At 65.2% G+C, this 19,605-nt stretch carries 17 protein-coding genes and 2 tRNA genes; 13 read left to right on the forward strand and 6 right to left on the reverse strand.

Annotated elements, in window-relative coordinates:
• The first annotated feature begins 98 nt into the window (after window positions 1-98).
• The 4 genes from rsmI to gshB all read left to right on the forward strand — a co-directional run bounded on the left by rsmI (window position 99) and on the right by gshB (window position 2,877).
• The gene (rsmI, locus tag NOG11_RS13310; protein ID WP_256620272.1) at window positions 99-938 is read left to right on the forward strand and encodes a 16S rRNA (cytidine(1402)-2'-O)-methyltransferase; all 840 of its coding nucleotides are present in this window, start codon (window positions 99-101) and stop codon (window positions 936-938) included.
• Window positions 901-1,266, forward strand: a complete 366-nt coding sequence (locus tag NOG11_RS13315) for a YraN family protein (RefSeq protein WP_256620273.1) — start codon at window positions 901-903, stop codon at window positions 1,264-1,266. The genes rsmI and NOG11_RS13315 overlap by 38 nt, the downstream gene beginning before the upstream one ends.
• Before the next feature lie 86 nt (window positions 1,267-1,352).
• Window positions 1,353-1,889 (forward strand): BON domain-containing protein, encoded by a 537-nt coding sequence (locus NOG11_RS13320; protein WP_256620274.1) that lies wholly within the window; start codon window positions 1,353-1,355, stop codon window positions 1,887-1,889.
• Window positions 1,890-1,902: 13 nt separating this feature from the next.
• Entirely contained in the window at window positions 1,903-2,877 is a 975-nt protein-coding gene (gshB, locus tag NOG11_RS13325; protein WP_256620275.1) for a glutathione synthase, read from the forward strand.
• Between the two features lie 50 nt (window positions 2,878-2,927).
• Here gshB and NOG11_RS13330 read toward each other — a convergent pair whose 3' ends face one another.
• Complete coding sequence (locus NOG11_RS13330) at window positions 2,928-4,475, reverse strand: tetratricopeptide repeat protein (RefSeq protein ID WP_256620276.1); 1,548 nt, start codon at window positions 4,473-4,475, stop codon at window positions 2,928-2,930.
• Window positions 4,476-4,746: 271 nt separating this feature from the next.
• Between NOG11_RS13330 and NOG11_RS13335 the strand changes: the two genes are divergently transcribed.
• From NOG11_RS13335 to NOG11_RS13345, 3 genes are all read left to right on the forward strand, one after another.
• Window positions 4,747-5,181, forward strand: a complete 435-nt coding sequence (locus NOG11_RS13335; RefSeq protein WP_256620277.1) for a DM13 domain-containing protein — start codon at window positions 4,747-4,749, stop codon at window positions 5,179-5,181.
• Window positions 5,182-5,253: 72 nt separating this feature from the next.
• Window positions 5,254-6,747, forward strand: a complete 1,494-nt coding sequence (locus tag NOG11_RS13340; protein WP_256620278.1) for a YifB family Mg chelatase-like AAA ATPase — start codon at window positions 5,254-5,256, stop codon at window positions 6,745-6,747.
• Between the two features lie 61 nt (window positions 6,748-6,808).
• A complete protein-coding gene (locus NOG11_RS13345) occupies window positions 6,809-8,737 on the forward strand; it encodes an ATP-binding protein (protein WP_256620279.1) in 1,929 nt (642 codons plus the stop codon).
• Here NOG11_RS13345 and hemW read toward each other — a convergent pair.
• A complete protein-coding gene (gene hemW, locus NOG11_RS13350; protein WP_256620280.1) occupies window positions 8,689-9,825 on the reverse strand; it encodes a radical SAM family heme chaperone HemW in 1,137 nt (378 codons plus the stop codon). The two genes, NOG11_RS13345 and hemW, sit on opposite strands and share 49 nt — an antisense overlap.
• On the reverse strand, window positions 9,822-10,418 hold the full coding sequence (gene rdgB, locus NOG11_RS13355) for an RdgB/HAM1 family non-canonical purine NTP pyrophosphatase (protein ID WP_256620281.1): 597 nt from the start codon (window positions 10,416-10,418) through the stop codon (window positions 9,822-9,824). The genes hemW and rdgB overlap by 4 nt, the downstream gene beginning before the upstream one ends.
• A 229-nt stretch (window positions 10,419-10,647) precedes the next feature.
• Here rdgB and NOG11_RS13360 point away from each other — a divergent pair, with 229 nt between their 5' ends.
• The 3 genes from NOG11_RS13360 (at window position 10,648) to NOG11_RS13370 (ending at window position 12,853) form a co-directional block, all read left to right on the forward strand.
• Window positions 10,648-10,830 (forward strand): helix-turn-helix domain-containing protein, encoded by a 183-nt coding sequence (locus NOG11_RS13360; protein WP_256620309.1) that lies wholly within the window; start codon window positions 10,648-10,650, stop codon window positions 10,828-10,830.
• A gap of 83 nt (window positions 10,831-10,913) precedes the next feature.
• Entirely contained in the window at window positions 10,914-12,062 is a 1,149-nt protein-coding gene (rlmN, locus tag NOG11_RS13365) for a dual-specificity RNA methyltransferase RlmN (protein ID WP_256620282.1), read from the forward strand.
• 50 nt (window positions 12,063-12,112) lie between these two features.
• The gene (locus NOG11_RS13370; RefSeq protein ID WP_256620283.1) at window positions 12,113-12,853 is read left to right on the forward strand and encodes a hypothetical protein; all 741 of its coding nucleotides are present in this window, start codon (window positions 12,113-12,115) and stop codon (window positions 12,851-12,853) included.
• Between the two features lie 8 nt (window positions 12,854-12,861).
• Here NOG11_RS13370 and NOG11_RS13375 read toward each other — a convergent pair.
• Window positions 12,862-12,938 (reverse strand) — tRNA-Pro (locus NOG11_RS13375).
• Between the two features lie 84 nt (window positions 12,939-13,022).
• On the opposite strand from NOG11_RS13375, the gene NOG11_RS13380 reads away from it, so the two are divergent.
• Together NOG11_RS13380 and NOG11_RS13385 are read left to right on the forward strand one after the other, a co-directional pair.
• Complete coding sequence (locus tag NOG11_RS13380; protein ID WP_256620284.1) at window positions 13,023-13,331, forward strand: ETC complex I subunit; 309 nt, start codon at window positions 13,023-13,025, stop codon at window positions 13,329-13,331.
• A gap of 323 nt (window positions 13,332-13,654) precedes the next feature.
• A tRNA-Arg gene (locus NOG11_RS13385) sits at window positions 13,655-13,728 on the forward strand.
• A 142-nt stretch (window positions 13,729-13,870) separates the two neighbouring features.
• Here the strand turns inward: NOG11_RS13385 and NOG11_RS13390 are convergent.
• Window positions 13,871-14,842, reverse strand: coding sequence for a P1 family peptidase (locus tag NOG11_RS13390; RefSeq protein WP_256620286.1), 972 nt, complete (start codon window positions 14,840-14,842; stop codon window positions 13,871-13,873).
• A gap of 65 nt (window positions 14,843-14,907) precedes the next feature.
• Here NOG11_RS13390 and NOG11_RS13395 point away from each other — a divergent pair, with 65 nt between their 5' ends.
• Entirely contained in the window at window positions 14,908-16,638 is a 1,731-nt protein-coding gene (locus NOG11_RS13395) for a gamma-glutamyltransferase family protein (protein ID WP_256620287.1), read from the forward strand.
• 218 nt (window positions 16,639-16,856) lie between these two features.
• On the opposite strand, the gene NOG11_RS13400 is transcribed toward NOG11_RS13395, so the two are convergent.
• The gene (locus tag NOG11_RS13400) at window positions 16,857-19,514 is read right to left on the reverse strand and encodes a valine--tRNA ligase (protein WP_256620291.1); all 2,658 of its coding nucleotides are present in this window, start codon (window positions 19,512-19,514) and stop codon (window positions 16,857-16,859) included.
• Window positions 19,515-19,605 lie beyond the last annotated feature (91 nt).

Raw genomic sequence — 19,605 nt, forward strand, 5'->3', positions numbered from 1 at the left:
GGTTCCGAAGGCTTAAACGTGCTTCGTGACGGTCACAACACGCTTTGCTAGATGAACACTCCTTCACAAGGTGCGGCCCTCGCCCTAGGCGGACCCCAATGAGCGACCGTGCCGCCATCAAACCCCTCTCTCCCGGCCTTCATGTGGTGGCGACGCCGATCGGCAATCTCGGCGATATGACGAGGCGCGCGGTCGAGGTGCTGACCCATGCCGACCTCGTCCTCTGCGAGGACACGCGGGTCACCGGCAAGCTGCTCTCGGTGCTGGGCATCCCCAAGCGCCCGCTTCTCCCCTATCACGAGCACAATGCGGAGAAGGTCAGGCCGCAGATCCTGGCGAAGCTCGAACAGGGCGGCGCCGTGGCGCTGGTCTCGGACGCGGGCACGCCGCTCATCTCCGACCCCGGCTACCGCATCGTGCGGGAGGCCAGGGACGAGGGGCATAAGGTCTTTACCGTCCCCGGCCCCAGCGCGTTGACCGCGGCGCTCTCCATCGCGGGCGCCCCCACCGACCGGTTCAGCTTCTTCGGTTTTGTGCCCAAGGGCCAAGGCCAGCGGGAGAAGTTCCTCGGCGAGGCACTTTCACGGGGCGAAACCGTGGTGGTCTACGAGACCGGGCCTAGGCTCGCTTCGACCCTCCAGGCTTTGGGACCCGTGCCGGTCAGCATCTGCCGCGAGCTGACCAAGCTGCATGAGGAGGTGGTCGAGGGCACCGCTGCCGAGCTGGCGGGCCGCTACGCCGAAGCCCCGCCCAACGGGGAGATCGTTCTCGTCATCCACCCGACCGAGCAGGCCGCCCCCGATCTCGACGAGGTGCTGGCCGAGCTCATGGCCGACCACTCCGTGCGCGAGGCCTCGAAGCTTGCCGCCGAGATCACCGGCCTGCCCAAGAAGGAGTGCTATGCCCGCGCCCTCGCGCTTCGCCCGTCAGAAGGCTGAGGCGCGCGGGCGGCTCGCCGAGCTTGCCGCCGCCTGGCTGCTTCGCCTCAAGGGCTACCGCATCCTGGCTGAACGCTTTCAAGCGAAGGGCGGCGAGATCGACATCGTCGCCCGAAAGGGCGGCGTCCTGGTCTTCGTCGAGGTGAAGCTCCGCCGCGACCTCGAAACCGCGAGGCTGGCGGTGACGGACGGCAACCAGCGCCGCATCCGCTCCGCCGCCGATGCCTGGCTTGCGCGGCATGAACGGCGGGCGGACGTGCCGCTGCGCTACGACATCGCGGCGGTGAGCCCTAGAGGCCTGAGGCACATCAAGGATGCCTTCCGCTGACCGAAAATTGCACGTCCTGAGGGCAAAAAGCGTTGGAAGCGGCCCGCGAACTCCATAGATGGAACCTGCCGCCTTAGGAGGTTCCCATGAACCGTCTTCCCCTTCTCGTCCTCTTTCTCGTCCTTGCCGCCTGCGCCCAGAACCGCACCTTCGGCGACCGCGTCGACGACAGCGCGGCGAGCCTCAACCTCAAATCCAAGCTGCTCTTCGACCGGAAGGTCGACACCTCCGACATCGACATGTCGATCTTCGAGGGGCGCCTGCTTCTCACCGGCACGGTCCGCTCCGACGGCGATGCGATCCTGATCGAGGAGAAGGCCAGGGAGATTGGCCAGGTGCGGGAGGTCATCAACGAGCTGGCCGTGCTGCCCAAGACCACGGTCAAGCAGGGCGCGAAGGACGCGCTGATCGACCAGAAACTCGAAGCCGCCCTCCTCGCCGATACGGGCGTGGCGTCCAGGAACTACCGCGTCTTGGTGAGCCAGGGCACCGTCTATCTTCTCGGCGTCGCCCAGGGCCCGAACGAGCTGCGCCGCGTCACCGGGCAGGCCCAGGCCATCGACGGCGTCACGGAGGTGGTCAGCCACGTCATCTATCTGCGCGACCCCCGGCGGGACATCTGATGGGCAGGCGCTCATGAGGATCGCCTTCCAGACCGACCCCTTTGCAGGCCTGACGACCAAGGGAGACACCACCTTCGCCCTGGCCCTCGAAGCGCAGGCGCGGGGCTTCGAGCTTTGGGAGTACGAGCCGAGGGATCTGCGCCTCGAAGGCGATCGGGTCACGGCGAGGGCTGCCCGCCTTCTGAACCTCAAGGATCAGCAAGGCGGCCATGCGGAGCGCAGCGAGGCTGCCGATCTCGACCTCGCCGAGATGGACGTGATCCTCATCCGCCAGGACCCGCCCTTCGACATGGTCTACATGACCGCCTGCTACATGCTGGAGAAGCTGCCCGAGAGCGTGCTAGTCCTCAACGATCCGGCGGAGATCAGGGGCGCGCCCGAAAAGCTCTTCGTCATGGACTACCCGGAGCTGATGCCCCCCACCCTCGTCACCGCCGACGAGGAGGCGCTGAGGGCCTTCCGCGACCGGCACGAGGACATGATCCTCAAGCCGCTCTACGGAAACGGCGGTGCGGGGGTGTTCCGCGTCAGGCCCGGCGACGAGAACTTCTCCTCCCTGCTGGAGATGTTCCTCGCAGGCCCCCGCCCCCTCCCCGTCATCGCGCAAGCCTACCTCAAGGAGGTGCGCGGCGGGGACAAGCGCGTCCTGCTCCTCGACGGCGAGCCCGTCGGCGCCATCAACCGGGTACCTGCGGAGGGCGAGGCACGCTCCAACATGCATGTGGGCGGCAGAGCCGAGCCCTGCGAGCTCTCCGAACGGGACCTCGAGATCTGCGCCGCCATCGCACCGGAGCTGAAGGAGCGCCGCCTGGTCCTCACCGGCATCGACGTCATCGGCGGCTACATGACCGAGATCAACGTCACCAGCCCCACCGGCATCCGCGAGCTCAAACGCTTCGGCGGGCCGGACATGGCGGCGATGTTCTGGGACTGGTGCGCTCGGGAAAAGCTTCCTCTTGAGACTACGCGAGCCGAGTCTAGTCTGTAGCCTATTAATACCTACGATTTGCAGAGATTGTTCGAACGCACTCTCTCAACTTAACCTACCGAACAAGAAGAACGTAGCGATACTGCTTCTACTCGCTGCGCGGTCTTCTTGAATGCAGAAAGCTGCTCCTCATTCATGTCCGGTTCTTCTCGAGGCAGCCAGGGCGCAACGAATGCCAGACTATCGCAGGCGCTTTCATGGTCGCCGTACAAGGAGAGGGCTTCGGCAATGACGAGCTGTTGAGAGGACAGGCCAGCATTGCGCCGGTAGTGCACAAGAAAGCGTACGGCCTTGATAGCTACCTCGTCAGGCTTCTCGTTCAGCTTCGTATAGGTCTCAATATAGTGTAGGTTTGCCGTTGGGTTGGTTGGGTCCAACCGAAGTTGCTGTCCGAAATACTGTCTGGACTGACGGAGATCGCTGGGATCGGCAGTCTTATCCAATTGCTCTTCAAAGCCTGTAAACCGATGGAAATGGGCGTCTCCGGCGATCTTTAAGGCTTCCGGGTCGGACGGAAAGAGAGCCAGCGCTCGCTCACCAACCTCGATACTGCGATCGAAATCCTTCTCGGCAAAAGAAAGGGCCAGTCTCACCGCCAGTGTGGTCAGGGTCTCGCCGAACTTCCTCTCGTAGCTGCCGACCTGCTTCGTCGCCCAGTTCTTATGCCGGCTATTATCCCTCACAAAAGCCGTCATCGCACGTAGCTGAGCTGCTTGTGTTTCTTCCCCCGACAGTCGGCGGACACTGATGGATTGGCTGGAGACAGCATCGGTGAACTGAAGCTTGGCGACTGGGTAGCTTCGGCTTGCAAAGTAGCGCTCAGCTTGCTCACCGAACTCTTCTACGCTCATCTTGAAGGCTTGCTCGAAAGCCGTAAGCGGTTCGGTACCGCTGTTAATAAGCTCCAAGTACCTAGGAACTTCGACATTAAGCTTGTCATTGAACTGAATATAGTGAACGCCTAGCCAGCTCTGGCCATAGAAATAAGAGAGATAGTTCGGCGACTTGTTCTTGCTGCTCGGATAGGACCGCACTGCGCCGAGCACGACCTTCCAGTCGATCCAATCCTCACGGCCGCCCAGTACATAGCCGAACTTGCTACCTGGGATGCCGATCGTCACCTCGTCGCCATCGGCCTCGAAAGAACTCAGAAACTCCGCAAACCCCTCATTGTACCAACGCGGCACGTAACGCGTGGAGTACGAGTTCATGATGTGATGGGCGAACTCGTGCAGGGCAGTAGCCCGGCTTCCGCCGCGGGAGCCGAGACCATCCATCGTATCCATGATGAAGACCGGTCCATCGCTGCCGAGCGTGTAGACACCTGAAATCCCACCCGAGCCGGTCAGCTTGGACATGCCTCGGGCGCCTTTGATCCCGAAGACCTCGACCGGACGAGCTTCGGGCTGAGCATCCGCTCCCAAGACATTGAGAACGGTGTACCGGTAGAGCTCCAGCTCACGAACCAATCGCACGGCATCGGCTTCTTTGGCCTGCCCCGCGAAATGAAAGTTGGGGGATCGGACTTCCACCCACGATGCGGCAGCCTGCCCGGCGCACGACAGAACAACCAGTATCGGCAAGATACAGCGGTACATGAACACACCTACCCTTATACTCGAAGCTTCAACTACTTCTCGCTGAAATGCTAGGGCCACGCGCTATGCGATAAGCGAAAAAATCCGGAAACCTCCCTGCACTAGGGCGTCGTTCCAACTCTCCATAGGCAACTACGGGCTCAAGCGCTTCGGCGGGCCGGACATGGCGGCGATGTTCTGGGACTGGTGTGCTCGGGAGCGAGCTGCGGAGGCTCGGTAACCTCGCCGCGGCGTGGACCGAACGCCAGGGTGAGCCACTTTGGAGACAACCATGCTGCTTGCCACCGCCGCTGCCGTCGCAGCCCTCACCCTTTCCGCGCCGCAGCCGACCACGCTGATCACCGCCTACGCCGCATCGCTGCAGGAGAGCGAGGTTCTTCTCTCCGGCACCTTCGAGGGCCGCGAGGGCAAACGCGGCCAGGGTACGGCGCGGATCGTCCGCGAAGGCGAGCGGATGTTCCTTGAGTTCGAAGGCTTCCGCACCAGCCGCGGCCCGCAGCTCGAAGTCTGGATCACCGACCGCACCGTGCGCCGGAACGAGGACGTCAAAGGCTCTGGGTACGTAGATCTCGGTGATCTCGAAAGCCACCGCCGCGGTACCCAGCGCTACGAACTGCCCGAAGGCTTCGACCTCTCCAGTGCCGCTAGCGTGACGATCTGGTGCGAGCCCTTCGAGATCCTGTTCGCCTCGGCCGATCTTTCCTAGGGTACTGACAAAACAGCTTGCGTTCGCGGAACGTCTCGGCAACACCGGTCCTCGGGAACGAGGGAGGCGCCGATGGTTGCCGAGGTGACGAGCTTTGCCTTCGAGGGCGTGGAAGCCCGCGAAGTGACCGTGCAGGCGCATCTGACCGGTGGTCAGCCCGGCTTCGTCATCGTCGGGCTGCCGGACAAGTCCGTGAGCGAGGCGAAGGACCGGATCAGCGCCGCGTTCTCGGCCATCGGGCTGGGGCTGCCGCCCAAGAAGATCACCGTGAACCTCGCGCCGGCCGACCTGCGCAAGGAGGGAAGCCATTTCGACCTGCCCATCGCCCTCGCGCTGATGGCCGAGATGGGGGCTATCCCCCGCGATGCGGTCGGCGGGATGGCGGTGATCGGCGAGCTAGGTCTTGACGGCTCGATCGCCAAGACCGTGGGCGCCCTGCCTGCCGCCATGGCCGCGAACGCCCTCGATCTGGGCCTCATCTGCTCGGACAAATCCGGCGCCGAGGCCGCCTGGGCCGGAGAGAGCGTGCCGCTGATCGCGGCGCCAAGCATCATCTCCCTCGCCAACCACTTCAAGGGGACGCAGACCCTGCCTGCGCCGAAACCGGGCGCGGTGCTGACCGAGACCGGTGTTCCCGACCTCTCCGAAGTCAAAGGTCAGGAAACAGCCCGGCGAGCCCTGGAGGTCGCCGCTGCGGGTGGACACAACCTCTTGATGACCGGGCCTCCGGGCTCGGGCAAGAGCATGATGGCCGAGCGTCTGCCGGGCCTCCTGCCGCCGCTCTCCCTGACGGAGATGCTCGAGGTCTCAATGGTGCAGTCCGTGGCCGGGCTGATCGAGAACGGCGCGTTGCGCCGCACCCGGCCCTACCGCGCTCCGCACCATTCAGCCTCCATGGCGGCCATGGTAGGGGGCGGCATCCGGGCCAAGCCTGGCGAGGCGTCCCTCGCCCACCGGGGCGTTCTCTTTCTGGACGAGCTGCCCGAGTTCAGCCCCGCCGTGCTCGACAGTCTGCGCCAGCCGCTCGAGACCGGCGACATCCTCATCGCCCGTGCCAACGCCCATGTGCGCTACCCGGCACGCTTTCAGCTCGTCGCCGCGATGAACCCCTGCCGCTGCGGCTCGGTCTGTATCCGCGGCAAGGGCTGCGGCGCGAAGTACCGGGCGCGGGTCTCCGGGCCGTTCCTGGACCGGATGGACATCTCGGTGGATACCCCGCCTGTCTCGGCCCTCGACCTGACCAGCGCCGCGGAAGGCGAGAGCACGGCGGCGGTGGCGGCGCGGGTCGCCGCGGCCAGGGCGGCTCAAGAGGAGCGGGGGGCGATCAACGCCGCCCTCGGCCAGCAGCAGCTCGGCGAGGTGGCCAGCCTCGACGAAGCCGGGCTCGGGCTTCTGCGACGGGCCTGCGAGCAGCTCAAGCTCTCCGCCCGCGGCTACACCCGCATCCTGCGGGTCGCCCGGACCCTTGCCGATCTCGAGGGTAGGGACAGCGTCGGGCGCGTCCATATCGCCGAGGCCATCAGCTTCAGAAGCGCTGAACCGGCTGCCGAAAAGGCCATGGGCTAGGCAAAGGGGAGGGAAACCATTCTGTGCCATGTTCCGCGCGGGGTTGGCGGAACGAGAGATCATGACGGATACGCTCATCAAGCTGGTGCAGAGCTTCCCCTGCCCGGCCTACCTGCTCGACAGCCGCACGGGCGTCGTCCAGGCGATCAGCCCCCCCGCCGCCGAACTCGGCATCAACGTCGCCAGCGTCTTCGCCGAAGACGAGATGCCGGAGGGGTGGTCCTTTACCAGGGGGCAGGACGATAAGAGCGGTCGGCTCGACATCGTTCGAAGAGCGCCCAAGGGTGAGGAGGAGCTGCAGCGCTTCGCCGTGATGGGGGTGCCTTCTGCCGGAAGCTGCCTCTACCTCCTTCTGCCCGCTGGCGCCGCGGGAGCGAATGGGGAACCTGGTGACAGCTCGCCTCAGCAGACGACGCAGGCAGTGGGCAGCGCTTCTGGGAAGCAAGCCGACCGATCCGGCACGGACCGGACGCTGCAGTTCCTGGCCACGATGAGCCACGAGATGCGCACGCCTCTCAACGGCATTCTCGGCATGACCGAGCTGCTTCTCGAGACAGGGCTCGACCCGAACCAGACGAACTTCGCGGGCAACATCAAGACGAGCGGTGTGGCGCTTCTCGACATCATCAACGCCATCCTCGACTATGCCCGTCTCGATACGGACGACACAGCGCCGGTCAGCGAAGTTTTCGACGCCAGGCTCGTCTGCGAGGAGATCGCCGAACTGCTCGCGCCAAAGGCCGCGGCTAAGAACGTCGAGATCACCACCCTCATCCACCCCAGCACCCCGGCGAGGGTGCGGGGCGATGCCTCCAAACTGCGCCAGCTCCTCGTCAACCTCGTGGGCAACGCCGTGAAGTTCACCGACAAGGGCGGCATCATCGTCACTATGCAGAGCGTCAACTCGCCTGCTGGTGCGGGTGAGCTGATGATCGACGTCATCGACACTGGAACCGGCATACCGCAGTCGCTGCTTCCGCGTCTTTTCGATGCCTTCACCCGCGACAAGAAGGCGGACGACAGGTCGATCGAGGGTACGGGCCTCGGCCTGGCCATCGTCAAACAGCTTACGGACAAACTCGGCGGATCGGTCAAGGTATCGAGCCAGGAGGGAATGGGCTCGACTTTCGTTCTCCGCCTTCCCTTTGCGGAGGCCGTCCCCGCCCCGGCGCCGAAACGCCCCCTCGAGGGAAAGCACACGCTGATCCTGACGCCCAACCCCGTGCTGGGCCGTGCCCTCAGCCTCAAGCTGAGGCTCGCGGGTGCGCTGTCGACCGAGATCGTAGGATCAGTGGATGGAGCAGCCGAACAGTTGGGCGTAGCGGATACGGACGTTTTCCTTTGCGACTTCCCCCTCGCCGAAGCCGCCGCCCCGCTGGCGAGCAAAGCCAAGCGGTGCGTGCTGCTGCTTCCGGCGTCCGAACGTCCGCAGCTCGGCCGGTTCAAGGCGTTGGGCTACCCCGTCTACCTGACCAAGCCCATCCGCAGGCGAAGCCTCATGCGTGTGCTGAGCGATGAGGACCTCTCCATCACCCAGGCGGAACTCGACGCGATCGAGAAGCAGCGCGAGGACCATGCGAGGAAAGCTGCGCCGAGCCGCATCCTTCTGGCGGAGGACAACGAGATCAACGCGGCCCTAGCCAAGGCCGTCATCGAGCGGGAAGGTCACCATCTGACCATCGTCAGCGACGGCGCCGCCGCCGTCGATGCCGTCCGTACGGGATCGTTTGATATCGTGCTGATGGACATGCACATGCCCGTCATGAGCGGCATCAAGGCGGCGGCCATGATCAGGCAGGAGGAGTCCGGCAGCCGACTACCGATCGTGGCGCTCACCGCCAACGCCCTGCCCGAGGACGAGCAGGCCTGCCGCGAGGCGGGAATGGACGCCTTCCTCAGCAAACCCTTCGATCCGAACGAGCTGGCCCGGCTTATCCTTCTCTACACCGATAAAGAGGGTAGTGCCGAGGTGAGCTCGGTCGTCAGATAGTCGAGCAGCAGCCTGCCCGAAGGGGTCGCTGCGAGCCGCCCTTCCCTATGCTCAAGGTGGCCGGATGCGATGAACGGTTCCGCCGCGCGCAGAACGCTGCTCTGCCAGTCGCCTAGCCTGTGAAGACATAGCCCGGCGACGGGCCGCAGACCCCCTGCCAACGTTTCGACGAGAACTTCCTCCTCCGTCAGGGGCGTGAAGGAGAGACGCTCATTCAAAGGCAGTGCGGCATAGCTCTTCGGTTTGGCTGCTCCCTCGGTGGCCAACCTCTCCGCCCCCTGACCGAGCCGCCCGTGGGCACCGGGGCCGATGGCGAGCCACTCCGCCCCCTGCCAGTAGAGGGAGTTGTGCACGGCTTCGGAGCCTGGACGTGCGTGGTTAGAGACCTCATAGGCTGGAAACCCCGCGGCCTGCGTGATCTCGCCCGTCAGCTCGTAGAGATCAGCCTGAAGATCGTTAGGGCTCGGAACCAGTCTTCCCCGCTCCGCCGCCAGACCGAAGGGCGTGCCCGGCTCGATGGTAAGCTGGTAGAGCGAGAGGTGGTCCATGCCGTAGCTCAGCACTTCCCGCAGTTCCGCCTCCCACGCCCGCGGGGTCTGACCCGGAAGCGCGTAGATCATATCGGCACTGACCGAGGGGAACATCCCGGTCGCCTTTATAAGCGCGTCCCTGGCTTCCCTTGCGTCGTGGTTGCGGCCCAAGAAGGTCAGACTGGCATCCGAGACGCTCTGCACACCAAGCGACAGGCGGTTGAAGCCGAGTTCGGACAGCTCCTTGAAACGCGCTGCGTCATCGGGGTTCGCCTCCACCGTCAGCTCGGCGCCGCTCTCGATCCCAAAGAGATCGTCAGCGGCACGGAATACCCGCTCCGCCACGTTGGCGGGGACCAGCGAGGGGGTACCGCCGCCGAAATAGATACTGCGCAGAGGTCGCTTTCGGGTGTACTCCGAGAGCGCCTTCAGATCTTCCGCCAACGCATCGGCCCACGCCTTCTCGTCCACCGCGCGGTTCTTGGCCACGGTGAAGTCGCAATAGGGACAGATCCGTGCACAGAAGGGCCAGTGAACATAGAGGCCGAGCGGTGTCACAGACCGAGCTCGGCGCGCAGGGCGTCGAGCGCCCTTGCCCGGTGGGAGAACCGGCGCTTCTCCTCGGCGCTCATCTCGCCGAAGGTCCGGCTCTCACCCTCCGGTACGAAGCAGGGATCGTAGCCGAAGCCCCCCTCCCCGCGCGGCGGGAAGACGAGCCGACCCCTCACCTCACCGCGGCTGAGCACCCGCCGTCCGTCCGGCCACTGCAGGATGAGAAGGGAGCGGAACGCAGCGCCCCTGTCCCCGCCTGCCGCTTCGACCTCGCGCTGAAGCCTCGCCATGGCCGCTTCGTAGTCGCGCTCCTCTCCGGCCCAGTCCGCGGAGTAGACCCCCGGTGCGCCGCTTAGTGCATCCGCGCTGAGCCCCGAATCATCGGCCAGCACGGCAAGGCCCGAAGCCTTCGAGGCGCTCTCGGCCTTCAGACCGGCGTTCTCCTCGAAGGTGGTGCCGGTCTCCTCCACCTCGGGCAGACCGAGCTCGGCGGCGGTGACGACTTCGACCCCCACACCTTCCAGCATGGCTGCGATCTCGGCGACCTTGCCTTGGTTTCTGGTGGCCAGAACCAGTCTGTTCTGCGGGAAAAGGACCATTCGCCTCACCTATCTGTCATCTCGGGCGCAGTGCACCGGCTTGCGAGTGCATGAAGTTTCGTTCATCAACCCTCGACCCGGCGGGGCTGGAGGCGTGACGCGCAGCCTGCTTTCGCCGCTAGCAAAACGCGCCTAAGGGGCAAACCCGCCGCATCACCGCGTCGGCCCGCGAAGAGCGTGTAAAAGAGGAACGTAGCAGGGCGTGACCATCCGCGTAACTTTGGACAAGATGCTGGCCGAGCGCGATATGTCGCTCACCGAGCTGTCCGAGCGTGTGGGCATCACTATCGCCAACCTCTCCATCCTCAAGACCGGCAAGGCGAAGGCCGTGCGCTTCACCACGCTGGAGAAGATCTGCCAGGTGCTCGACTGCCAGCCAGGGGACATTCTGGAGTACGAGCGTACGGAGTAGCTTCGCTCTTCCCACGCGCCCCTGCTTCGGCTAGGGGCGGCGACCGGTTTTCCACAAGTCCTGTCACAAGGCGGAAGAGAGACATGTCCCAGACCCTCCTGAACCTCAGCCCCGAGCTGAGCACTGATCAGCGCACCTCCCTCATCGGCCTGTCGCGGCCCGAGATCGCGAGCCAGCTCGAAGCCGATCTCGGTTTGGCCGAGAAGGAAGCCCGCATGCGGGCGCGGCAGATCTGGGGTTGGATCTACAATCTCGGGGTCACCGAGTTCTCCGCCATGACCAATATCGGCAAGGGCCTGCGCGAGAAGCTGGAGCTGTGGTACCGCATCCCGCGGCCAGAGATCGTCGAGCGCAAGGTCTCCGTGGACGGAACGCGCAAATATCTCCTGCGCTTCGCCCCCGGTATCGAGGCCGAGGCCGTCTTCATCCCCGGCGTGGGCCGCGCAGGTGCATTATGTGTCTCCAGCCAGGTAGGCTGCACGCTGAACTGCACCTTCTGCCATACGGGCACCCAGGCCTTGGTCAGGAACCTGACAGCTGAAGAGATTGTGCTGCAGGTCCTAGCGTGCAAGGACGATATCGAGGAGTGGCCCTCCGGCAAGGATGAGCGCAAGCTCTCCAACATCGTGTTTATGGGGATGGGCGAGCCGCTCTACAATCTCGAAGGCGTCGCCCGCGCCATCGACCTTATCTCCGACGGCGAGGGCATCTCCATCAGCAGGCGGCGGATCACGGTTTCGACCTCGGGCGTCGTCTCCAAGATGCACCAGCTCGGCGAGGAGACCGAGGCGATGCTGGCGATCTCGCTCCACGCCACGAATGACGAGCTGCGCGACGAGCTGGTGCCGATCAACAAGAAGTGGCCCTTGGCCGAGCTTCTGGATGCGTGCGCCCGCTACCCCGGCACCACGAACTCGCGTCGCATCACCTTCGAGTATGTCATGCTGAAAGGCGTGAACGACAGCGATGCCGAGGCGCGCGAGCTCGTCCGCCTGCTGAAGGGCATACCGGCGAAGATCAACCTCATCCCCTTCAATCACTGGCCGGGCAGCGCCTATGAGTGCTCCGACTGGGGACGGATCGAAGCCTTCGCCGACATCGTCAACCAGGCGGGCTACGCCTCCCCCATCAGGACCCCGCGCGGCCGCGACGTAGGCGCGGCCTGCGGACAGCTCAAGACCGAGAGCGTCAAGAAGCGGGCTAGCGAGAGGCGGTTGGAAGCGGCGGGCTGACGGCCCACCGGGGTCGTGCTATCCTCCTATCGCAGGCAGGAGCGTATTGGGTGGCAAGGAATCTGGACATCGGGCTCGGCGCCCTGACCGAGGACCTGTTCGGGCTCAACATCCGTGGGGTCAGGACGGTCGCGGCGACCTTCATCCAGCCGCGAGAAGTCTTCGACGCGGCACGCCATCCGACCTGGCTGGACCGCTACACCCCGACGATCCGGCTGGCCTTCTTCATGCTCTCGCTGACGGCCGTGTTCCGTTTCCTATGGGCCAGCGAGGAGGGTGCCTTCGCCGCTGCGATCACCGAGCAGTTCGTCGACCTCGCCGACGATCTCGGCGACGACTTCGACCCCGCGGCGGCGATGGAGCGCTATTTCGGCGTCTATGCCGCTATGATCCCGTTCGCTTGGCTTGCCACACAGTCGCTTCTATCTCTGGTCCTGCGGGTCTGGGGCAAGGGAACGGGGGCGGTACTGCGGCTGAGGCTGCATATGACAGCTCTCATTCCCAGCACGCTGTTCGGCCTTCTGTTTCTCCTGACGATGCCAGTTCTCTTCAAGGATGTCGCTGCGCTCTTGTCGGCGTGGACCTTCGCGTCCAGCGGCCTGATGGTGGCGCTTGATGTGACGACGTCGTTCCGGGGTGGTGTCGGCGGCGAGACAAGGACCGGCCGGATCGTTCGTGCATCGACTTTCGGACTGTTTGTCTTCCTCGCCAATGTCGTCGTCAGTGTTGTAGCATCTGCCGTGGCCTACGCCGCCGTCATTCTAGGGTCCGGTCACCGAAACTTCGTGTGAAGGGAAAGTGGTCGGAGCGGCAGGATTCGAACCTGCGACCCTCTGCTCCCAAAGCAGATGCGCTACCAGGCTGCGCTACGCTCCGATCAGGGCGCGGCCCTAGTGCAAAAGGCCCGGCGGCGCAACGTGCCTCTTGCGGAAGGGTGCCCGCTTCGCCACAAGCCGGGCCATGTTCGCACGCATCTACCGCCCCTCCCGCACCGCCATGCAGTCCGGCAAGGCCAAGTCGGACGAGTGGGTGCTCGAGTTCGAAGAGGCCTACGCCAAACGCTTCGACCCGCTCATGGGCTGGACCTCCAGCCAGGACACCCGCGCGGGCCAGGTGCTCCTCCATTTTGAGACCAAAGACCAGGCCGTCGCCTACGCCAAGCAGCACCAGATCCCCCACCAAGTGATCGAGCCCAACCAGGGACCGCGGACGCTGAAGGCCTATGCGGACAATTTCTCGTCCAGCAGAAGGCGCCCCTGGACGCACTGATTGATCTCACGCCGCGCACCGCCTCCGGCGGGCGGCCTGACCGGCCGGGCACCTGCTTAGCTGCCTTCCTGCGGCACCGTTATCCTTTAAAGCGTTAGCTAGTCGAGCGTTGTATTACCCATGCGCTTTCCCACGGTCGCGAAAGCGATCCGTGGGACCCATCTCCTAACGCCGCCCTTCTGCGACTGACTCAGGAGTTGGGTCCCCCGTTCTCCGGCTGCGCCTACGCCGTGGGAAGGCGTATGGCGACAGCAGTTGCGATACCCCGCACGCCAATGCCCCACTTGAGCCCATCCCCAACCCCCGCTACGTGCCGCGGTTCTGGCCCCTTAGCTCAGCTGGATAGAGCACTCGCCTTCTAAGCGAATGGTCGCAGGTTCGAATCCTGCAGGGGCTACTTTTCAACTTGGCCTACCGCCTCGCTATCTGAGGCCGGTATCGTTCTCACGGCGCGCAGCGCCACCGGCGGGGCTGGCTTGACCGGCCTGGAACCGCAGTCGCTGTCCTTCCCGCGGCGCGGCCGGTTTGCGGCAGACCTCCTACGACATTTCAGCGTGGTAGACCCCCCTTGCGATCGCCCGTGCCACCACGTCCCCAGCGAGACTGCCGAGCTCCGTCAGCAGCGCCAAGTTGGCGCCCTCCCCCTTCTCCGCGGTCGAGAGCGCGAAGATTACATCTCCGTCCGTCGGGCCGTGGGCGGGTCTGAGAGCCCTCGCCAAACCGTCCTGCGCCATGATCGCCAGCCTCTTGAGGTCCGGGGCCGAGAGGGGCGCGTCGGTTGCTAGGACTACCAAGGTCGTGGCCTGGCGCACCGCAGCGGCCTTGGTGTCCGGGGGGAAGCCTTCGGCGATGGGCAGCTCTGGCCACGCCCTGCCCCCGAACTCGGCCTCTACTTCGTAGGGCGCAGCCCAGAAGGCGTTCGTGCCCGGCAGATAGGGCGAGCCGAAGCTGTTCACTGCCGCTAAAGCTCCCACGACATGGCCGTTCGCACTGCGGGCGGATGCCGTTCCCTGCCCGCCGGGATGCGCACCCGCCAGGGCGCCGAAACCTGCCCCCGCCCGGCCTTCCGGCACGATCGTGCCGATGTCGGCCAGGGCCTGAGCGGCTAAGCGCCGGTAGGGCGGGTCCGTCCCCCAAGCCTTGTCGCCGCCATTGGCGAGATCGTAGAGGATCGCGGCGGGCACGATGGGCGAAACCGGAACCCCTTCCGCCTTGCTGAGACCAAAACCCCTGCCCTTCGCGCCAAGCGCCGCCGCCACCTGGTCCGCCGCGGCCAGACCGTAGACCGAGCCGCCGGCCAGGGTCAGCGCGTCGATCCGATCGACCAGGGTCGAGAGGGCCAAGGCATCGGTCTCGCGGGTGCCGGGGCCGCCGCCGCGCACGTCGCAGGCCGCCCTCGCAGGCCGGTCCGGCAGGATGACCGTGACCCCCGTGCGCGCTTCCTCATCGGCAGCACAGCCCACTTTCAGGCCGGGAACGTCAGTCAGGCTTCCGGACGCTGCAGTTCTCATCGCTTGCCTCCTGCCTTCCGCGGGCCTTACATCCCGCATCGAACCGGGGAGAGCTGGGAGCAAGCATGAAACACAGTCGTTTGTGGTGGGCCGCCTGCCTACTCGCCGCCTGTTCGAACGGCGAGGATGCGAACCGGCCCGAACCGGCGGCGGAGGTCCGGGACGAAGCCGAACTTCCCTTCGTCGTCGTCACCGCCAACCCCATGGCCACTGAGGCAGGCGCGGAGGTACTGCGCCGGGGCGGCAGCGCCCTTGATGCCGCCGTGGCCGTGCAGTCCGTCCTTGGCCTTGTCGAGCCGCAGAGCTCGGGCCTCGCAGGCGGCGCCTTCCTCCTCTTCTACGACGCCTCCAATGGCGAGGTGACCGCCTTCGACGGACGCGAGAGAGCCCCGCTCAGCACGTTCCCCGAAGTGTTCTATACGGAGGAAGGGGAGCCGATGGGCTTCTACGAGGCGGTGACCTCGGGCTTCTCCGTAGGCGTGCCCGGCGCTGTCGCCATGCTCGACACGGCCCACCGCAAGCACGGCAGGCTCGAATGGCAGGAACTCTTCGGCGAGGCAGAGCGTCTCGCCACGGAAGGCTTTCCGGTCCCCCAGCGGATGCATGATACCATGCTGCGCTTCCGCGACTTCAGGGCCGAGCCGGGCGCCGCAGGCTATGTCACGGAGGACGGCGAGCCGAAGCCCATCGGCACCATGGTCACCAACCCCGCCTATGCGGAGACCCTGCAGCGTATCGCCGAGGGCGGCGCCGCCGCCTTCTACACCGGCCCCATCGCCGAGGCGATCATCGCGCGGGTGAACGAGAAGACCGGCGCCGAGACCCTCACCCTTCAGGACTTCGCGGACTACCGGGTGGAAGAGCGGGAGGCCGTCTGCGCTATCGTCTTTGAGCGGAAGATCTGCTCCATGCCGCCGCCGAGCTCCGGCGGGGTGACCATGCTGCAGATCGCCAAGCTCTACGAGGCGAAGGCCGGAGCGATGCCGGTGGAGGACAGCCTTCTCGCCTATATCGAAGCCAGCCGTCTCGCCTATGCCGACCGCGGACGTTACCTTGGCGACCCCACCGCCATGGGCACGGAGAGCCTCAGCGCGGAGGACCTGACCGCTACCCTGGTCTCCGACCGCTACCTCGAGGGCCGCGGGCAGCTTCTGGGATCGGCACCGGCGGAAGACGTGCAGCCTGGCGAGCCAGGCGGCGCCCTGATGCGAGAGGGTTTCCTCCAGGACAGTTCCTACGAGCTTCCCTCCACCTCGCACTTCTCGATCATGGATACGGACGGCAACATCGTCAGCATGACGACCACCATCGAGTTCCCCTTCGGCAGCCAGATGATGGCGGCGGGCATGGTGCTGAACAACCAGCTCACTGACTTTTCCCGCGTCCCGTCGGAGAACGGACGGGTTGCCGTCAATGCGCCGGGTCCCGGCAAGACACCGATGAGCTCGATGACCCCTGCCCTACTGTTCGAGGCGGACGGCACCCCACTCGGCGCCATCGGCAGCCCAGGCGGCCCTGCCATCATCGGCTATGTCGCCAAGCCGCTGATCGACTTCCTGGCAGCAGGCGTGCCCCTGTCCGAAGCGGCTTTGCGGCCTCACGTGGTGGTCCCTCGCGGCACCGTCGTGGTGGAGGAAGGCCATTCGGAGCTTGCCGACGAGGTCCGCGCCCTCGGCTACGAAGTGCGTGAGAGCTCGCTCGCCTCCGGCCTCTACGGCTTCACGATCAGCGAGGACGTCATCGACCCCGTGGTCGATCCGCGTAGGGAGGGTTCTGTGGTGGTAGGGGAGGAGTAGCTCCTTTCGCCCGTTTGTAGACGCTCACGTTTCTTGCAAACGCAGGTGCCCCCCTCCGCCCTCCGGGCACCTCCCCCACTCGCGTAGGGGAGGGAAGAAGTGACCGGCGCTGACTCTCATGTTGGCTCCCACTCTAGAGGGGAGCTGCCGGCAGGCTGAGGGGGAGTGGCCACCAGCGCCTACGTCTCCGTCTGCATGCAAACAATGCAAACGCCTTCCTACAAGCTCTCCAGCCGCTTCTTCGCTTCGGTGAGCTGCGCAAGCTCCGCACCGAACTTCTCGACCCGCGCGCGCTCCTCGGCCACCACCTCCGGCGGGGCTTTGGAGATGAAGCGCTCATTGCCGAGCTTGCCTTCGGCCTTTTTGAGCTGCCCCTGCGCCGCGCCGATCTCCTTGTCGAGACGGGCGATCTCGGCCTTCAGGTCGATGACGTCGGCAACCGGCAGCGCGTAGGTCATACCCCCACTGACGATCTGCACCGCCCCCTTGGGCGGCTCGGCGGCAGCGGTAATGGTTTCGATCCGCGCCAGCCTCTTGATCGCCGCCTCCTGGGAGGCGAAGTCGGGCGCACCGGCGCCGATGGCATAGAGGTCCAGCTTGGCCGAGGGCGGAACATTGACCTCCGACCGGGCACTGCGGATGTCGGAGATGAGAGCGATGGCCGACGCCATCTCCTTGCTCGCCTTCTCGTCCGTGAACGCCGCTTCGGGCCAAGACGCTGCGTCCAAGCCCATGCCGCCCTCCTTCATCGCCGCGTAGAGCTCGCGCGTCACGAAGGGCATGAACGGCTCCAGCGTCAGCAGGATCGTGCCGAGGGTCATGCCCATGGCTGCGCGGGTCTCGGCTTGTGCTGCCTCGTCGCCATCGTCGAAGATGGGCTTGGCGAGCTCCAGATACCAGTCGCAGAACGTTCCCCAGGCGAACTGATAGGCCGCCGCCGCAGCCTCGTCGAAGCGGAAGGCGTCGAGGGCGCGGGCGATCTCCGCCGTCATCTTCGCGCCCTCGCTGGCGATCCAGCGGTTGAGCGGCAGCTTGAACTCCTCCGGGTTCGGCGCTTCGGCAGGAATGGGGGCCGATTTCATCTGCATGAAGCGGGCGGCGTTCCAAAGCTTGGTACGGAAGTTGCGGTAGCCCTCGACCCGCTGCTTCGAGAGCGACAGGTCCCTCCCCTGCGTCGCCTGGCTGGCCAGGGTGAAGCGCAGGGGATCGGCGCCGAACTCGTCGATATACGCGAGCGGGTCCACCACATTGCCTTTGGACTTGGACATTTTCTGTCCGTGCTCGTCGCGGACGAGGGCGTGGATATAGACCGTCTCGAACGGCACCTCTTTCCTGAAATGCATCGCCATCATCATCATCCGCGCCACCCAGAAGAAGATGATGTCGAAGGCCGTGGAGAGCACGGAGGTTGGGTAGAACGCCTTCAGCTCCTCGGTGTCCTCGGGCCAGCCGAGGGTCGAGAACGGCCAGAGCGCCGAGGAAAACCACGTATCGAGAACGTCCGTGTCTTGGGTGAGGTCCACGGCCTCTTCGTAGTGCTCGGTGGCGTCGCGGTGCGCCTCGGCCTCGTTCATGGCGCAGAAGGCGTGGCCGTCCGGCCCGTACCAGACCGGCACCCGGTGACCCCACCAGAGCTGGCGCGAGATACACCAGGGCTCGATGTTCTCCATCCAGTTATAGTAGGTCTTGGACCAGTTTTGGGGCACGAATTTCGTCTGTCCCGAGCGTACCGCTTCGATGGCGGGACCGGCGAGGGTCTTCGCATCGACCCACCACTGATCCGTCAGCATAGGCTCGATCACCACGCCCGAGCGGTCGCCGAAGGGCTGCATGATGAGCTTGTCCTCGACCCCGCGGGAGAGGCCCAGCTCCTCGATCTCGGCGACCACCATCTTGCGGGCCTCGAAGCGGTCCACCCCGTCAAAGCGCTGCGGCACGCCGTTCTCTTCGGTGGCGATCATGTTCGCCTCCTCATCCATCAGCATGAGGAGCGGGATGTCGTGGCGCTTGGCTACCTCGAAATCGTTGAAGTCGTGGGCGCCGGTGATCTTCACCGCGCCGGTGCCGAGCTCGGGATCGGGATACTCGTCGGCGATGATGGGGATCAGGCGGTCCACGATCGGCAGGCGGACCATCTTGCCGATGAGATTCTTGTAGCGCTCATCGTCAGGATGCACCGCCACCGCGCCGTCGCCCAGCATGGTCTCGGGCCGGGTCGTGGCGATGACGATCTCCTTGATGCCGTCCACCTCTCCATCTGCCAGCGGATAGGCGAAGTGCCACATCTTGCCCTGGACCTCGCTGTTCTCCACCTCGAGGTCGGAGATCGCGGTCTGGAACTTCGGGTCCCAGTTCACCAGCCGCTTGTCCCGGTAGATGAGATCTTCCCTGTAAAGATCGACGAAGACACGCCGCACGGCCTCGCTGAGGCCCTCATCCATGGTGAAGCGCTCACGGGACCAGTCGAGGGAGGCGCCGAGGCGTTTGAGCTGGTCCTTGATCTGCCCGCCGGACTGCTCCCTCCACTGCCAGACTTTCTCCACGAAGGCCTCGCGGCCGATATCGCGGCGGTGGGGCTCCTGGCGCTCGGCCATCTGCCGCTCGACCACCATCTGCGTGGCGATACCTGCATGATCGGTGCCGAACTGCCAGAGCACCCGCCTGCCCTGGCGGCGGCGATAGCGGCAGAGAATGTCCTGCAGCGTGTTGTTGAGCGCGTGGCCCACATGGAGGCTGCCGGTCACATTGGGCGGGGGGATGACGATAGCGTACGGCTCGCCCTCGCCGGAGGGCTTGAACAGTCCCGCCTCCTCCTGCTCGCGGTAGAGTTCGGGCTCGCGGGTCTCGTGGTCGAAGGATTTGGGCAGGTCTCGCATAGGCTCTTCTAGACCAGCGCCGCGCGCAAAAGAAAAGGGGCGACCGAAGCCGCCCCTTCCCCAAAGGCCCGAAGGCCTGATGCTTCTCAGC

The organism is Parvularcula maris (genome assembly GCF_024505085.1).
Classification (GTDB): domain Bacteria; phylum Pseudomonadota; class Alphaproteobacteria; order Caulobacterales; family Parvularculaceae; genus Parvularcula; species Parvularcula maris.

Bases quoted from the DNA above. Each gene is read 5' to 3' on its own strand.
- rsmI (WP_256620272.1), top strand. From the start codon at position 99: ATGAGCGACCGTGCCGCCATCAAACCCCTCTCTCCCGGCCTTCATGTG.
- NOG11_RS13315 (WP_256620273.1), top strand. From the start codon at position 901: ATGCCCGCGCCCTCGCGCTTCGCCCGTCAGAAGGCTGAGGCGCGCGGG.
- NOG11_RS13320 (WP_256620274.1), top strand. From the start codon at position 1,353: ATGAACCGTCTTCCCCTTCTCGTCCTCTTTCTCGTCCTTGCCGCCTGC.
- gshB (WP_256620275.1), top strand. From the start codon at position 1,903: ATGAGGATCGCCTTCCAGACCGACCCCTTTGCAGGCCTGACGACCAAG.
- NOG11_RS13330 (WP_256620276.1), bottom strand. From the start codon at position 4,475: ATGTACCGCTGTATCTTGCCGATACTGGTTGTTCTGTCGTGCGCCGGG.
- NOG11_RS13335 (WP_256620277.1), top strand. From the start codon at position 4,747: ATGCTGCTTGCCACCGCCGCTGCCGTCGCAGCCCTCACCCTTTCCGCG.
- NOG11_RS13340 (WP_256620278.1), top strand. From the start codon at position 5,254: ATGGTTGCCGAGGTGACGAGCTTTGCCTTCGAGGGCGTGGAAGCCCGC.
- NOG11_RS13345 (WP_256620279.1), top strand. From the start codon at position 6,809: ATGACGGATACGCTCATCAAGCTGGTGCAGAGCTTCCCCTGCCCGGCC.
- rdgB (WP_256620281.1), bottom strand. From the start codon at position 10,418: ATGGTCCTTTTCCCGCAGAACAGACTGGTTCTGGCCACCAGAAACCAA.
- NOG11_RS13360 (WP_256620309.1), top strand. From the start codon at position 10,648: ATGCTGGCCGAGCGCGATATGTCGCTCACCGAGCTGTCCGAGCGTGTG.
- rlmN (WP_256620282.1), top strand. From the start codon at position 10,914: ATGTCCCAGACCCTCCTGAACCTCAGCCCCGAGCTGAGCACTGATCAG.
- NOG11_RS13380 (WP_256620284.1), top strand. From the start codon at position 13,023: ATGTTCGCACGCATCTACCGCCCCTCCCGCACCGCCATGCAGTCCGGC.
- NOG11_RS13390 (WP_256620286.1), bottom strand. From the start codon at position 14,842: ATGAGAACTGCAGCGTCCGGAAGCCTGACTGACGTTCCCGGCCTGAAA.
- NOG11_RS13395 (WP_256620287.1), top strand. From the start codon at position 14,908: ATGAAACACAGTCGTTTGTGGTGGGCCGCCTGCCTACTCGCCGCCTGT.
- NOG11_RS13400 (WP_256620291.1), bottom strand. From the start codon at position 19,514: ATGCGAGACCTGCCCAAATCCTTCGACCACGAGACCCGCGAGCCCGAA.